Annotated in this window: 15 protein-coding genes and 1 tRNA gene; 5 read left to right on the top strand and 11 right to left on the bottom strand. The window is 67.5% G+C overall.

Features of this window, described 5'->3' with window-relative positions; all coding sequences use genetic code 11:
- Positions 1-15 precede the first annotated feature (15 nt).
- Positions 16-903, top strand: a complete 888-nt coding sequence (locus ACFVMC_RS08520) for an MHYT domain-containing protein (RefSeq protein WP_379208212.1) — start codon at positions 16-18, stop codon at positions 901-903.
- A gap of 111 nt (positions 904-1014) precedes the next feature.
- Here the strand turns inward: ACFVMC_RS08520 and ACFVMC_RS08515 are convergent, their stop codons facing one another.
- The 3 genes from ACFVMC_RS08515 to ACFVMC_RS08505 form a co-directional block, all read right to left on the bottom strand.
- Positions 1015-1458: a hypothetical protein gene (locus tag ACFVMC_RS08515; protein ID WP_379208211.1), complete on the bottom strand. Its 444-nt coding sequence runs from the start codon at positions 1456-1458 to the stop codon at positions 1015-1017.
- On the bottom strand, positions 1409-1693 hold the full coding sequence (locus tag ACFVMC_RS08510; RefSeq protein WP_379208209.1) for a hypothetical protein: 285 nt from the start codon (positions 1691-1693) through the stop codon (positions 1409-1411). Before ACFVMC_RS08510 ends, ACFVMC_RS08515 begins: the two co-directional genes overlap by 50 nt.
- A 169-nt stretch (positions 1694-1862) precedes the next feature.
- Positions 1863-2426, bottom strand: a complete 564-nt coding sequence (locus tag ACFVMC_RS08505; protein ID WP_379208208.1) for a TetR/AcrR family transcriptional regulator — start codon at positions 2424-2426, stop codon at positions 1863-1865.
- Between the two features lie 297 nt (positions 2427-2723).
- Between ACFVMC_RS08505 and ACFVMC_RS08500 the strand changes: the two genes are divergently transcribed.
- Both ACFVMC_RS08500 and ACFVMC_RS08495 read left to right on the top strand, forming a co-directional pair.
- Complete coding sequence (locus tag ACFVMC_RS08500) at positions 2724-3989, top strand: cytochrome P450 (RefSeq protein ID WP_379208206.1); 1266 nt, start codon at positions 2724-2726, stop codon at positions 3987-3989.
- A 146-nt stretch (positions 3990-4135) separates the two neighbouring features.
- Positions 4136-5386 (top strand): alpha/beta hydrolase family protein, encoded by a 1251-nt coding sequence (locus ACFVMC_RS08495; protein WP_379208204.1) that lies wholly within the window; start codon positions 4136-4138, stop codon positions 5384-5386.
- Positions 5387-5445: 59 nt separating this feature from the next.
- On the opposite strand, the gene ACFVMC_RS08490 is transcribed toward ACFVMC_RS08495, so the two are convergent.
- Entirely contained in the window at positions 5446-6060 is a 615-nt protein-coding gene (locus ACFVMC_RS08490; RefSeq protein WP_379208203.1) for a hypothetical protein, read from the bottom strand.
- Positions 6061-6219: 159 nt separating this feature from the next.
- Here ACFVMC_RS08490 and ACFVMC_RS08485 point away from each other — a divergent pair, with 159 nt between their 5' ends.
- Together ACFVMC_RS08485 and ACFVMC_RS08480 are read left to right on the top strand one after the other, a co-directional pair.
- Positions 6220-7122: an RNA polymerase sigma-70 factor gene (locus ACFVMC_RS08485; protein ID WP_379208201.1), complete on the top strand. Its 903-nt coding sequence runs from the start codon at positions 6220-6222 to the stop codon at positions 7120-7122.
- Positions 7123-7194: 72 nt separating this feature from the next.
- On the top strand, positions 7195-7641 hold the full coding sequence (locus ACFVMC_RS08480; RefSeq protein WP_379208199.1) for an SRPBCC family protein: 447 nt from the start codon (positions 7195-7197) through the stop codon (positions 7639-7641).
- 6 nt (positions 7642-7647) lie between these two features.
- Here ACFVMC_RS08480 and ACFVMC_RS08475 read toward each other — a convergent pair whose 3' ends face one another.
- From ACFVMC_RS08475 to ACFVMC_RS08445, 7 genes are all read right to left on the bottom strand, one after another.
- Positions 7648-9198: a dolichyl-phosphate-mannose--protein mannosyltransferase gene (locus tag ACFVMC_RS08475; RefSeq protein ID WP_379208197.1), complete on the bottom strand. Its 1551-nt coding sequence runs from the start codon at positions 9196-9198 to the stop codon at positions 7648-7650.
- Positions 9199-9328: 130 nt separating this feature from the next.
- Positions 9329-9402, bottom strand: a tRNA-Leu gene (locus ACFVMC_RS08470).
- Between the two features lie 401 nt (positions 9403-9803).
- Positions 9804-11300: an amino acid permease gene (locus ACFVMC_RS08465; RefSeq protein ID WP_379208195.1), complete on the bottom strand. Its 1497-nt coding sequence runs from the start codon at positions 11298-11300 to the stop codon at positions 9804-9806.
- Positions 11301-11349: 49 nt separating this feature from the next.
- Positions 11350-12816, bottom strand: coding sequence for a peptide MFS transporter (locus tag ACFVMC_RS08460; protein ID WP_379208193.1), 1467 nt, complete (start codon positions 12814-12816; stop codon positions 11350-11352).
- A 268-nt stretch (positions 12817-13084) separates the two neighbouring features.
- Positions 13085-14029 carry an exopolyphosphatase gene (locus ACFVMC_RS08455; protein ID WP_379208192.1) on the bottom strand — a complete coding sequence of 315 codons (945 nt, stop codon included), beginning with the start codon at positions 14027-14029 and terminating at the stop codon, positions 13085-13087.
- Positions 14030-14034: 5 nt separating this feature from the next.
- Positions 14035-14544: a DUF501 domain-containing protein gene (locus tag ACFVMC_RS08450; protein WP_379208190.1), complete on the bottom strand. Its 510-nt coding sequence runs from the start codon at positions 14542-14544 to the stop codon at positions 14035-14037.
- 46 nt (positions 14545-14590) lie between these two features.
- Positions 14591-15190 carry a septum formation initiator family protein gene (locus ACFVMC_RS08445; RefSeq protein WP_379208188.1) on the bottom strand — a complete coding sequence of 200 codons (600 nt, stop codon included), beginning with the start codon at positions 15188-15190 and terminating at the stop codon, positions 14591-14593.
- Positions 15191-15205 lie beyond the last annotated feature (15 nt).

Raw genomic sequence — 15205 nt, 5'->3', positions numbered from 1 at the left:
ACCTACGGAGCACCAATGGAATTCGATCACTTCAGCTACGGGTGGATCACTCCCATCGTGGCCTTCTGCATCTCGCTGCTCGGATCGCTGCTCGGCCTGCGCTGCACCTCACACGCCCGGCTGGCCGAATGGCCGGCCGGCTGGCTGATCGCGGCCGCCGTGTCGCTGGGCGGCGCGGGTATCTGGGTCATGCACTTCACGGCCATGCTCGGCTTCTCCATCCCGGGCGCCACCATTCGCTACGACATCCCGATGACGCTGCTCAGCGCGGCCATCGCGGTCGTGGTGGTGTGGATCGGGCTGTCCATCGTGGTGCGCGGCGGGCGAGAGCTGGTATCGCTGCCGATCGGCGGCGCGGTCACCGGTCTCGGCGTGGCGGCCATGCACTACCTGGGCATGTTCGCCATGAAAACCGGTATGGACATGCAGTATTCGCTCGGCACGGTGGCCCTGTCCATCGTGATCGCCGTGGTCGCGGCGACCGCCGCACTGTGGTTCATGCTGCATGTGCGCGGTCTGTTCGCCACCGTCGGCGCGTCCACCATCATGGGCTTGGCGGTGTGCGGAATGCACTACACCGGAATGTATTCCATGCACGCGCCGCACAGCACCCACCACGCGGCGGTCTCACCGGACAGCGGCGTGGAGCCCACCCAGCTGCTCACCCCGCTCATCGTCACCGTCACGCTGGTGCTGATGATGCTGGTCATCCTGGTCGGATTCGCCGAGATCGACGAGCGCAGCACCCGCGACGAGCGCCTGGACCGCGAACCGCGGGACCCGGCCATGCACTGGCCGACCACCGACGAGGTGCGCGGCCGCCGCACCGCCGACCAGCCCCGCAGCAGCGTCAACGCCGACTGGTCCCTGCGCGACAACGACCGAGAACTCAGCCGGCACTGAACCGAGAGGTCAGCGGACGCACGCGATTCCGGTCGGACTCGATCAAGCCTGCCCGACCGGCCGCCACGCGCCGTCGAGCGGGCGCGGCTTTGCGTCCCGTGCGACGACGGGTCAGCGGAATTCCGGGAAACCGGTGGACTGCAACAGTTGTGCGCGGCCGAGGTAATCGACGGGCAGGTACTTCTCGGGGCCGGTGGTCCATGGTTGACCGGATTGCGGGTCGTATTCGCGCGGCATGGGGATCCCGGCGGGTGCGTAGGCGTCGAACCCGCGCACGGTGGTGCTGTAGGTGGCGCGCCACAGGTGGTCTTCGAACGCTACGACACCCGCTCGGTTGCCGACGCCCGGGCCACGCAGCGCCGCCACTTGCTCGGCAACGCCGAGGGTGGACAGATATTCCAGCGTTCCATCCGGGTTGCGGCGCGGGTCGATCGAGACGACGTCCGCCAACCCATACTTCGTGATCAGCACCTCGGCGATCTCGGTCTGCGCGTACACCGGGATGTCATGGCCACCGCGCGTCCGCACGACCGCCTGCGCCAGCGCCTCGTTCACCGGCCCAGGCGCTACCGACGGTCCGCGCGGGATCGACACCCGCCGGGATCCGATTCCCGAAGGCGTAGGCGATGATCAGATCGAAGCTCTCCGGCGCGGCCGTCGGCACTTCCCACAGCCCCGCCGGCAGCTGAACCCGGTCGACAGGCGCGGGCGCGGCCTGCACCGCCGCATGAACGGGCAGCGGCGCGACAAGCGCGATCGAGACAGCGGCACAGCACCGGATGAAGCTCATGACCGCGACGTTAGCCGATATCGGCGAACAGCAGGCAAACACAGCGCATGGGCCGACTTCACCCCCCGCCCGACCTCCCGGCGGGCCCAGGCGATCGGCGGGTGCGTCGTCCGTCAACCGCCGCGCCGGACCTCCAGCAGCCGTGCACTACCGCCGAGAACGGCGTCCGTCAACTGCCGCATGTGGCGTCCGGGGTGCGGAATAGCGGGCCGACGAAGCGTTCGACCAGGCGGCGTTCGGTGGCGGCGTCGGGGCCGGGCCAGGCGAGCAGCGAGAGCACTACTCGGATGATCCATTGGGCGGCTTCGTCGTCGGGGGCGATGCGGGTCAATTCGGTTGCTACACGGTGTAATTCGGGGGCGGTGGTGAGCATGTCGTCGGTTGGGGCGGTGCGGTGCAGCCACTGTGCGAGTGCCGGGTCGGCGCGAATCGCCGCGACCGAGGCCAGGATCGCCTCGACCGCACGCCGCGCCCCGCGGTACGGCTCGACGGCGACGGCCACACGGTCCGCGACGGTCCCCGCGGCCCGGGTCAACACTCGACGCACCAGCACGGACTTACCGCCGGCATGCCGATACAACGTGGCTCGGGAGCAGCCGGCCCGATCCGCGATCTCCCCGACCCCCACCCGGTCGATACCCCGCTCGAGAAACAGCTCCGCGGCGGCAGTCTCGATCCGCGCCACCGCCACCGCACCCCGCTCGCCAGCCAGCCAATCCACCCGCTCCGACATCCCGCGCCTCCTTACCCCGACCACCACTATCTCGAGTTGAGACAGATTTCCATATCCCTCTCACTCGCACCACCCCCGAATGCACCCATCGGATCCGAAGGCGAGCACAGCACCTCCATCCACCCCTCCACGGCATGCCGTGTCCGGCGACGACAGGCCACATATCGGCGCTATCCGATTTCCATCAGGCCCAATTCGACTCACGTCGAGGTCGGCGGAACTGTATTGCGGGCGGGGTGTCTCACGGTGAGAGGGGGATTGACATGGGTTTCGGGGAGGCGGACGGTGGGCGGCCGAATGAGTTCTGTGAACCTGGAGGGACGTATGGGTGATCTGTTCGAGGTCGGGCAGCTCGATGATCCGTATCCACTGTTGGGTCGGCTGCGTGCCGAGCAGCCGGTGTATGCGGTGCCAGGGACCGACTTTCATCTGGTTACGTCGTGGCGGCTGGTCAGCGAGGCGGCGGCGCGGACGGCCGACTTCTCCTCGCATCTGACCGGCGTACTGGTCCAGCAGCCGGACGGGCCACCGATCACCTTCGACCTCGATGGCGGCGGCCAGGCCGTCCACGTGCTGGCCACCGCCGACGACCCGGTGCACACCGCACACCGCAAGCTCGTTATGCCGGTGCTCACCAAGCGGATTCGCACACTCGAACCGAGCGTGCGCCGCCTGGCCGATGAGCTCTGGGCGACGGGACTGCGCGGGGATCGCATCGACTGGGCGACCGGCATGGCCGATCGGTTGCCACTCGCCCTGATCGCCGAACTCATCGGCCTGCCGAGCGAGGATGTGCCGCAACTATTGATCTGGGCGTACGACAGCACCGAAATGCTCGGCGGCGTAGTCACCTCGGAGCGGCTACCGGAGCTGGTCACCTCGGCCACGTCGCTGGCCGCCTACCTGCACGATGCGCTCCGGGCCGCACGGGACCCGGCAACACTGCCACATGGCAGCCTGCGCGCCGCGACCGGCCCGACAACACTGCTGCACGTGCTCGCGTCGGCCTGCCGCACCGGCGAACTCACCGAGGAGGTCGCGGTCCTGATCCTGGTGCAGCTGGTAGGTGCGGGCGGCGAATCCACCGCCGGACTGATCGCGTCGGCGGCGCGCGTGCTGGCCACGAACCCCGTACTACAACAACGTCTTCGGGCCGATCCCGAGCTGCTGCCCGCACTCCTGGACGAAGCGCTGCGCTGGGAATCGCCGTTCCGGGCGCATCATCGCCATGTCGTCGCCGACACCGTGCTCGGCGATACGGCCCTTGCGGCCGACAGCCACCTCCTGCTGCTCTGGGGCGCGGCCAATCGCGATCCGGCCGCATTCCCCGAACCCGACAGCTTCGATATCGACCGGCCGAATGTGCGCCGGCATCTCGCGTTCGGCAAGGGCGCGCACTTCTGTATCGGTTCGGCATTGGCCCGGCTGGAGGCGTCCGCGGCGATCAGTACGTTGCTTCGGGAGACCAGGGAGTTCGGCATCGATCCGGACGATCCGCCGCAGTGGGTGCCGAGTATCTTCGTGCGACGGTATCAGAGGTTGCAGCTGATGCTCGAGCAGTAGCGTTTCGTGCGGATTTCGGAGCGCCCCGCGGGCGGGCTGTTTCACAGTGCAGGTGGATCAGCTCGGTCGCAGAACGTACGCCTGCGTGTGCTGCTGCGCCGTGCAGCACACCGACCCGCGAAACACCGGTACGCGCAACTTCCGACATGACGACCACACAGTATGTTCAGCGAATGCGCCTGCTGCTCTGGACGAAGTTCACCGCCCTCGCCGCCGGTATCAGCGCGGCTGTCGTGCTGACCACCGCCCCGTCCACCGCCGACCCGGCGATATCGGGGCTCGAGTTCTACACGCCATCGGCCGATCTCGTTCCCGGCCCGCACGGTTCGGTGATCCGGTCGCGTCCGCTCGACAGCGCGCCCGCGCTCGCCGGCGCGCGTAACCAGCTGGTGCTGTACCGCTCCATCGACATGCAGGGCAACCCGGTCGCGGTCTCGGGCACGGTCGCGGTCCCGCAGGGCACCCCGCCGCCCGGCGGCTGGCCACTCATCTCGTGGGCGCACGGAACGACCGGCGTCGCCGACGTGTGCGCACCCTCGCGGGATACCGACTCGACCTACCCGGCCCACGATTACACCACCCTGACCCGGCAGTACCTGGAACGCTGGATCGCCGCAGGCTATGCCGTCGCACAGACCGACTACCAGGGCCTCGGCACACCAGGCCCGCACGGCTATCTGATCGGCGCGGCCGAGCAGCGCGCCGTCGCCGATATCGCGCTGGCGGCCCGGGACATCGATCCCGCGATCGGCACCCGCTGGGTCGCGATCGGCCACTCGCAGGGCGGCCAGGCCGCGGTCTTCACCGACGCGCTCGCCGCCGAGTGGGCGCCGCAGCTCGATCTGCTCGGCGCGGTCGCCCTGGCTCCGGCCTCGAATTCCGGTCCGGCGATCGAAAGCGCTCATCTGGTTTCACAGCTCGGCGCCGCTGCGCTGGCCGCACCTGTCCTGCGTTCGGCCGCGGCGTTCGTGCCGCTGATCGTCCGAGGCGCGCAGACCGTCGCCACGATCGATACCGCCCAGTTGCTGACCCCCGCGGCCGATGACCTGATGCCCCTGGCGGATCAGGGTTGCATCGGCCAGCTCCGCCGCCCCGACCAGTGGGGCGGCCTCCCAGAAGGCCAGGCGATCTCCCCCACCGCCGACACCTCCGGACTGCGCCGGGTGCTCGACAGCAACGACCCCAGCGCCCTGCGCCTCACCCACCCCCTGCTGGTGGCCCAGGGCCGCGCCGACACCGTGGTCGCGCCGCAACTCACCGACGTGATGGTCGCCCGGCTCACCGCGACCGGCAATCCTGTCGACTACCGCAACTACCCCGACCGCGACCACCGCGCCATCCTCGAAGCCTCCTTCGCGGACACCCTCGGCTGGGTCGACGCGCGCTTCGGCCGCTGAAACGCCTTGCGGGGCGGATGCGTTCGCCGCATCCGCCCCGCAAGGACCGTATTACCGGATCAGGGCTGGCCGGTGACGACCGCGATGACCGCGTCCAGGAACTCCTGGCCACCCATGATGTAACCGCCGATCACCATGCCCGCGGGAATGGTGATGAAGAACAGGAACGGCAGGAACGCGCCGATCACGCCACCGATGATCACGCCCGGCAGGTTCTTGTTGACCTGGAACATCAGGCGATCCCAGGACGTCCCGTCGACGTCACGGAGCTCGCCGACCTCCTTCAGGTCCTCCGGCGCCATCGACGCCTGGAGGGTGAGGTCGCGGCCGTTCTCGCTGATCTGCTGGGCCACCTGGATCGGCTTGCCCGCCAGCTCCGAGCGCAGCGGCACCTGGTCCACGACCGCGCCGTCGTCGGTCTTCAGCAGGACGGCGGCGCCGTCCGCGGCGACCTCGAAGCGGCCCTTGTCGACCTGCATGGTGATGGTCTTCTCGGCCGGCGCGACCGAGGTCTTGTAGTTGATGCCCTGAACCAGCCCGGAAGTCGCATTCCCCTGCGCCACCACCGCGGGCGGCGCTGCCGCGACCGCCGGCTCGCCGTGCGCGGTGGCCGCGGTAATCCCCACCGCGGTGATCGCCATGCACGCGGCAGCGCTGATCTTCCCAAACTTCATGACTTGATCTCCCCTTTACTGGCCGCCTCCGATAGGCGACGGCAGAAACCATAAGCACAGCGGAAATATGCTGTCGCACACGGGTCTTCGTCGTAAAACACTCGTAATATTTGCTACCCGTTAGCGATTCGGACTTGCTGTGCGCGATAGGTTTAGCGGATGGATGACATGGGGCGGGGTCCGTTCGACGAGCTGCGGCCATTACTGTTCACGATCGCCTACCAGATTCTCGGTAGCGCAGCCGATGCCGAGGATGTGGTGCAGGACAGCTATTTTCGCTGGCGCGAGACCGATCCGAGGACGGTCGAGCATCCGCGCGCCTATCTGACGCAGACCGTCACGCGGCAGTCGCTGAACCGTTTGCGGTCGTTGCGCCGACGCCGCGAGGAGTATGTCGGTAACTGGTTACCGGAGCCGATCCGCACCGAGCACGACGCCAGTCATGATGTGCTGCTCGCCGAATCGGTATCGATGGCCATGCTGCTGGTGCTGGAAACCCTCGGCCCGGCCGAGCGCGCCGTCTTCGTCCTGTCGGAGGTGTTCGGCCACAGCCTGGTCGAGATCGCCGAGCTGATCGACAAGACCCCCGCCACGGTCCGCCAGATCGCGCACCGCGCCCGGGCCCACGTGCAGGCCCGCCGCAAGCGCTTCGAACCCGACAGCGAGACCAGCCGGGCGGTGATCGCCCAGTTCATGCGGGCCAGCCGCACCGGCGACGTGCAGGCGCTGATGGAGGTGCTCGCCCCCGATGTCGTGCAACTCACCGACGGCGGCGGAGTGGTCACCGCGGCCCGCCACCCGATCGCCGGCGCCGACGCGGTCGCGCGGTACCTCATCGGCTTGGCCCGCGGCCCCATGTCTGCGATGAGCTACGAGTTCTGCACGTTCAACGCGCTGCCCGCGATCGTCTGCCGGTCCGAGGCGGACGGCACGATCGACACCATCCAGCTCATCGAAATCGACGCGGGCCGCATCACCGGGCTGTACGCGGTACGCAATCCCGAGAAGCTGCACACCACCCAGGTGGTGCGAATCCTGCACCGTGACCGAGGACACAGCTGAACAGTGTCACCCTCCGGAAACGGGCGGTGTCCAAGAGAGCATCAGGATCCCCGCGACACGCAGGAGAAGACCATGCAGACCATCACCGTCGAACGTGTCATCGCGGCCCCGCTCGAGGAAGTCTTCGAATGGTGCTCGGTGACAACGAACTACGAGCGCAGCCGGTGGGTGCTGCGCTGCACCCTGGACCGGCCCGGCGCGGGCGCGCCGTACGGGGTCGGTGCGATCCGCCTGCACACCTGGCTGATCGGGCGCTTCGACGAACGCGTCACCCGCTACGACGCGCCCCACTCGTTCGATTACGTCGTCGACCGCAGCTTCCCGCCGGCCCGCCACGAGGGCGGCTCGATGACCTTCACCGAGGTGCCCGGCGGCACCAAGGTCGTCTGGACCACGCGAGCCGAGGTGGCGATCCCGTTCGGCGCGGATCTGGTCACCCGGATGTTCTCCCGACCGGTGGTCGCGCGAGTCTTCCGCAGCATCCTGGCCGCCTGCGAGCGCGAGCTGACCGGACAGTGAGCGCCGCTATCGCCAACTGGGCAGCCACAATTGGTGCTGCCAGGTCTGCATCGAAATGGGGAACGCGGTGAGGATCGGAAAGATCCAGATGAAATTCGCGATGACCAATCCCAGATACAGGCAGACCACCAGCAGTTGCAGCCGACGACGTTCGTAGGAATCCGTTGCCCGGCCGACGATATCGCCGAGCGCGAGCGCGATCAGCATCACCAGGAACGGCGCCATCACGGTGGCGTAGAAGAAATACATCTGGCGATCGATCGAGGCGAACCACGGCAGCCATGCGGCCAGATAGGCGAGCAGCACCGCCGAGTATCGCCAATCGCGCCGGGCAATGGATCGCCATGCCGCCCAGGCGAGCACGGGGAACGCCAGCCACCAGATGGCCGGCGTTCCCAGCAGCATGACGGCTTTCACGCACGGGGAGAATCCGCAGCCGGTCGCGGTATCGGGGTCCGGATAGTGATACAGCATGGGGCGCAACCCCATCGGCCACGTCCACGGCTTCGACTCCCAGGGATGTTGATTTCCCGCCGAATTCGTCAGCCCGGTATGGAAATCCAGGATCTTGGCACTGTTGAACCAGAGCGACCGGAGCGCGTCGGGCACGAAGGAGAAGAATCCCCCGGTGCCGACGCCATTGCCGACGGCATAGCGGTTGATGCTGGTCTCCCCGGCGAACCAGCCCGCGAACGAGGCGAGATAGACACCCATCGGAATGGCGACCAGCGCGTACAGCGCGGGTAGCAGGTCGCGCACGGCGGTGCCGCTCCACGGTCGCCGCACGCCGTAGGCGCGACGTGCGGTCACGTCGAACATCAGGGACAGGAACAGGAACGCGACCACGAAATAGATTCCGGACCATTTCGTTCCGCAGGCGAGGCCGAGCAGTACACCCGCCCCGAACCGCCACCATCGGACACCTAGTCGCGGGCCGAACGGCGTCGTCGAGGTGCGGCCGCCGAGGTCGGCGAGTGCCATTCGGGCGCGCACCTCGTCCCGGTCGACCACCAGGCAGCCGAAGGCCGCCGTGACGAACAGGGCGATGAAGATGTCCAGCATGCCGATTCGGGACTGGACGAAGGTCACCCCGTCGGCGATGAGCAGAATGCCCGCGATGGCTCCGGTCATGGTCGAACGGCTCAATCTTCGGACGATCCGAACGACGAGCAGCACCAGGACCGTGCCCGCGACCGCCGCCGAGAATCGCCAGCCCCATGCGTTGAATCCGAAGATCGCCTCGCCGAGCGCGATTGCCATCTTCCCGACCGGCGGATGGACGATCACCGAATACCCGGGATTGTCGTCGATCCACAGACCGTTGGTCAGCATTTCCCAGCCCTGGGTGGCATAGTATTTCTCGTCGAATACCGGACTACCACCATCGGTGGGGTATTGCAGATTGGCGAACCGCGTTATCGCGGCGATCAGCGTGATCACCGCGGTGACAATCCATCCGCGCCGCCGGTCGTCCGGACCGAAATCGGCCGTGGGCCGCAGCGGGCGCGGACTGGAAAGCACAGCGCGCACCGGCCGTAGTTCGGTCAGCAGAGTCATGCGCACGATCCTAGATGCGGCCCACCCCGGCCCTAGCCGACGGCGGCTGCCGCCGCACCCCGGCCCGGCCGGCTGCCGCGCACGACGCGCCCTCCAGCGGCAAGAACCAGGCCGCGCCGCGGCGCCACGGTGCCCCCACTGGGACTCGAACCCAGACTTGGCGGATTTTAAGTCCGCTGCCTCTGCCAATTGGGCTATAGGGGCGTGGGCGTTCAGACTACCGACTCGTACGGCTGTACCGGAATTCTGGGATTCGCGGGGATGGATGTTTCCTGGCTGCGAGCGAGCAAACGCCACGGACGGACGGGTCTGAGCGCCATAGCTTTCAGCTATGGTTTGATGTTGCGGCGATCATCGGGTTACTTCGAGGTGGACGGAAAGGTACTGATCGGCGGGGTGGCGGGCCGGATCGCGGCGGCGGCGGGGACTGCCGGGATCGCGTCCGCCACACCGTATTCGGCAATAACGATGGTTCACAACCGGTTCCAGCATGGGGCTGCCGACCGGGTGGTTCGGCACCGCACGGCCACTCTAACAAGGTTTCAGCAATCTGGTCGCAAACGAAGGAGCCCACGAAGAACACGTGGGCTCCTTCGGGTTTCGAACTACTTCTGCTCGGCCTTGCCCAAGAGCGCGTGCCGGCGTCCATAGGCGAAGTAGACGACGATGCCGATCGCCATCCAGATGACGAACCGCAGCCAGGTCTCCACCGAGAGATTGAGCATCAGCCACAGGCATGCGAGCACCGCCAGCACCGGAATCACCGGCACCCACGGGACCCGGAAGCCGCGCGGCAGTTCGGGGCGCGTCCGGCGCAGGATCAGCACGCCGATCGACACCAGCACGAAGGCGAACAGCGTGCCGATATTGACCATCTCCTCCAGCGTGCCGAAGTCGACGAAACCGGCCAGCACGGCGCAGACCACACCGACGATGACGGTCAGCCGGACCGGCGTGCCCTTGGTGCCGGTGTGCGCGAGCTTGCGCGGCAGCAAGCCATCGCGGGACATGGCGAACAGCACACGGGTCTGGCCCAGGTACATCACCATCACAACGGTGGTGAGACCGGCCAGCGCGCCGATCGAGATCAGGTTCTTCGCCCAGTCGGCGCCGTGGATCGCGAACGCGGTCGCCAGCGTCGCGTTGTCACCCTGTAGATCGGTGTAGGGCACCATGCCGGTGAGCACCAGCGAGACCGCGACATAGAGCACGGTGACGATGGCAAGCGAGCCGAGAATGCCGCGCGGCAGCGCCTTCTGCGGGTTCTTGGTCTCCTCGGCGGCCGTAGCGACGACATCGAAGCCGATGAACGCGAAGAACACCAGGCTCGCCGCCGACAGCAGGCCGAACCAGCCGAAGTTACTGCTGCCTGCACCGGTGAGCAGCGAGAACAGCGACTGGTGGATGCCGCTGCCGCCGTCACCCGCCGGCTCCGACGGCGGAATGTAGGGCGAGAGATTGTCCTTGTTGAAGTAGGTCAGGCCGACCACGATCACCAGCGCGATCACCGCCAGCTTGATCGCCACCGCCACGGCCGACACGCGCGAGGACACCTTGGTACCCACGGCCAGCAGCACGCCGAGGACGGCGATGAGCAACACCGCGCCCCAGTCGAAGCTGATCGACCCGAAGTGCACGGTCGTCTCGCTCGAGATCACCGTGGCCAGATACTGCGACCAGCCCTTGGCGACCACGGAGGCCGCGAGCGCGAACTCCAGGATCAGGTCCCAGCCGATGATCCAGGCGGCGAGCTCACCGAAGGTGGCGTAGGAGAAGGTGTAGGCGCTGCCCGCGACCGGCACCGTGGAGGCGAACTCCGCGTAGCACAGCGCGGTCAGACCGCAGGCGATGGCGGCGAGCACGAAGGCCAGCGACACCGACGGCCCCGCCACATTGCCCGCGGTCCGCGCGGTCAGGGTGAAGATGCCGGCGCCGATGACGACCGCGACGCCGAAGATGGTGAGATCCCAGGCGGTCAGGTCTTTTCGCAGTTTCGAGTCGGGTTCGTCGGTGTCCCGGATGGACTGCTCGACCGATTTGGTCCGGAACAGACCGGTGCGGCGGGGCGCCGGAGATCTGTCCGGTGATTCCTGGATCGCCACTGTTTTCTCCTTCAACAAGGGGTTGAGCTACAGCGCACTGGCCCGGCGGCTAGTGAACGCCTTCCATTCGCCGACTGATCCATGGCACCAGACCGAGGACCACCACACCCGCTGCGATCGCAGCGACACCGATCAGCCCGAAGTACGCGACCTCGTGCTCATCGGAGTAATAACGGGCCAGCACACCGGCCATGGAAGTTCCGATTCCGACGGAGAAGAAGTACAGGGCCATCATCTGCGCACGGAAGGCTTTGGGGGCGAGCTGCGTGGTGACCGCGAGGCCGATCGGCGAGAGCAGCAGTTCGGAGACCGCGAACCCGCCCATGATCAGCAGCACCAGCACCGCGGGCACCGATTTGCCGGTGAAGCCGGCCAGCGGGACGAACAGCAGGAACGCCGCGCCCATCCCGATCACGCCGAAGGCGAATTTGCGCGGGGTGCTCGGCGCCCGCCCGCCCAGTTTGGTCCACATCACCGCGAACAGCGGGGACAGCGCGATGATCCACACCGGTTCCACCGACCCGATCCAGTTCGAGGGGGCTTCCCAGCCGAAGATGCTCCAGTTCATCCGCTCGTCGGAGTAGACCGCGAGCACGGTGAAGATCTGCTGGAAGAGCGACCAGAACACGGCATTGGCGATGAACAGCGGGATGAACGCGCGCACCCGGGTGCGCTCGACCGCGTCCACCTGCTTGCTGGTCAGCATGACCACGAAGTAGGCCAGCGAGGCGAGGACGATCACGCCGGTGGTGACATCGGCCAGGTTCTCCAGCGTGACCAGCTTCATCGCCCACGCGGCCGCGACGACCACGATGACGAGCGCCAGCGCCCCGACCACTTTCGGAAGGGCGGTGCGCGGCAGCGGATTGGGCACCTCGCGCCCGGCGGTGCCGAGATTGCGCCGGAAGACGGCGTATTGGGTAAGGCCGAGCGCCATACCCACCGCGGCCGCGCCGAAGCCCCAGTGGAAACCGACATTGGACTGGAGCAGACCGGTGAGCAGCGGGCCGGTGAAAGCGCCGACATTGATGCCGAGATAGAAGAGCGTGAAACCGCCGTCGACCCGGGCATCGCCTTTGGGGTAGAGCGTGCCCAGCAGCGAGGACGCATTGGCCTTGAGCGCGCCGGAGCCGAGCGCGATCAGCGGCAGGGCGATGCCGACGCCGGCCAGCCCCGGAATGACGGCCAGCGCGAGGTGACCGCACATGACGATGACGCCGCCGTAGAAGACCGTGCGTTCCATGCCGAGGACCCGGTCGGCGATCCAGCCACCGAGCACCGTGGAGAGATACACCAGGCCGCCGTAGGCGCCGACGATGCCCACGCCGGTGGCCTTGTCCAGGCCGAGGCCGCCTTCGGTCGCGGAGTAGTACAGGTAGTACCCGAGGATGGTGAGCATTCCGTAGAAGGAGAAACGCTCCCACATCTCGACGCCGAAGAGGTTGGTCAGCCCGATCGGATGGCCGAACAGGGTGCGATCCTCAGCGACCCGATCGGGTACCACACTTTGGGACATACCCGAGAGATTGGCATAAATCGCAACTGTGCAGCAAATCACGATCGGCGCGCCGCTGGTCTGAATGCGCGAGGAGGTACGTCCGACTGGATGCACCGAGCTCGGTTGCGTTCGTCCAAATCGGGCAGTTTGCGCTGGTTGAGCGGCTATCGATGAGCATTCAGGCGCGGCGCGCCATTCATTTCGACCTCACCTTCGGAACCGTAGGTATGCCAGAAATTAGCTACAAATCCCATAGATAGCCACCCGCTACAACTGAAGATTTCCGCTAGCTGATCGACAACGCGATGCCGTCGAGAATGTCGTGCTCGCTCACGACGAGCTCGGTGATGCCCGCCCGGCTCGCCAGTTCCTCGGCGAGCACCTCGGTGATCACCGCGCCACCGCCGATGACATCGACCCGGCCGGGATGCATCGGACCGAGCGCGGCGCGCTGATCGTGATCCATGCCGATCAGCCGATCACACACCGCACGCACCTCGTCCAGCTTCAGACGGGTCAGGTGCACCTGCTCGGAGTCGTACTCCGGCAGATCGAGCGCGATAGCGGCAATGGTGGTGACGGTGCCCGCGACACCGACCCAGGTGCGCGCGCCGCCCACCGGCACCCGCGCGAACGCCTCGTCCAACCGCTGCGCCGCGAACTCGCGGGCGGCCGCGACCTGATCGGCCGTGGGCGGATTGCCCGGCAGACAGCGTTCGGTGACCCGGACACACCCGATATCGGCCGAGAATGCGGCCTGCACGCCGGAGCTGTCACCGTAGACCAACTCCGTGGAACCGCCACCCAGATCGACGACGACGAAAGGCCCCTCGGCACTGGACAATTCACCGATGGCGCCGGTGAACGACAGCCGCGCCTCCTCGTCGCCGGTGATCACCTCGGCTTCCGCACCGGGCACCACGGTACCCAGCTCGGCCCGGGCCATGGCGAAGAAATCCTCCCGATTGGACGCGTCGCGGGTAGCCGAGGTGGCGACCATGCGGACGCGGCTCACCTGCGCCGCACGCATCGACCGGGCGTAATCGGCCAGGGCGACGCGGGTGCGTTCGATGGCGTCGGGATGCAGCGAGCCGGTCGCGTCGACGCCCTGACCGAGCCGCACGATCCGCATCTCGCGGTGCACATCGGCCAGCTTGCCGTCCGGGAGGACGTCGGCGATCAGCAGCCGAATCGAATTGGTACCGCAATCAACCGCCGCCACCCGCGTCATAATCTCTATCCCGCCTCGTATTTCGGCCAGTCCGCCGGAATGGCGGTGCCACGCAATCCATTATCGGCCGCCAGTGCGACCGCCTCGTCACCGAACGGATTCACTCCCGGGCCCTTCGCCAGGGCGTGCGCGATCAGCACGTGCAGGCACTTCACCCGCTCGGGCATGCCGCCGCCGGTGAAATCGGTACCGAGCGACTCGATCTCGTCGCGCTCGGCCAGATAGCTCTCGTGCGCGCGACGATAGGCGGCGGCCAGCTCCGGGTCCTGGGCCAGCCGCTCGGTCATCTCGCGCATGACACCGGCGGATTCCTGCCGGCTCGCCTCCGCGGTCAGGCGGGGATCGGTCAGGTAGTACAGCGTCGGAAACGGGGTGCCGTCCGGCAGCCGGGGCGCGGTTTTCACCACCGCGGGCAGCCCGTCCGGGGTCCGGTACGCGACGGCCAGCACGCCGCGTGGTTCACGGCCGAGCTGGCCCGCGATGATCTCCAGATCGCGTTCGGTCGGTGCGGTCACGGCTTCGCCTCGCCGGTGCTCGGCTGCGTCCGCTCGCTTCGCTCCCTCACTTGTGTCCTTCCGGAATAGGCGCAGAGTTCGGCTGCTGGGGTGGCTGGGGCTGGGAGATCGTCTCCCACAGTTCGGTGTACCAGGGGTCCGGGGTCTTGGACTTGGTCGGCGCCGGCGGCGGCGCGGGCGCCTCGATACCGGGCACCTGCACGATGTAGGGCGTCTCCCCCGGCATCACCAAGCGCAACCGGTTGCGCGCCTCGGAGATGATGTAGCGCTGATCCTGTTGCTGGGCACGGCGATCGCGCAGCCGCGCCAGATCGTCCTCCAGTTCCCGGCGCTGCTGCGCCAGCTCCGCGGCCTCGGCGCGCTGCGAGAAGTAGGTGCGCATCGGGACCGCGAGGGTCAGCGCGAGCGCGCACACCACCACGGCCAAGATGACCGCCTTGCCGGTCGGCAGGCCGAGGATGGTGCGGTCGTGCCGTTCGGCGCGCGCCGAACGCTTGCGCGCCTCGGTCTTACGTACCTTCGGCGTCGAATCCGCCCCTCGCCGAGTGCGTTTGACGGCCGCGGGGCGCGCGGCCCGGGCCGCGCGCGCCGTGCGGCGGTCCCCACGTCCGGCTGGACTGGTACCGCGCGCACGTCGCTCCGCCATGATGCTCCTCTGTCA

Source organism: Nocardia sp. NPDC127579 (assembly GCF_042672005.1).
Taxonomy (GTDB): domain Bacteria; phylum Actinomycetota; class Actinomycetes; order Mycobacteriales; family Mycobacteriaceae; genus Nocardia.
Note: the sequence above shows the minus strand (reverse complement) of the source record. Positions and strands in the feature narration are given on the sequence as shown.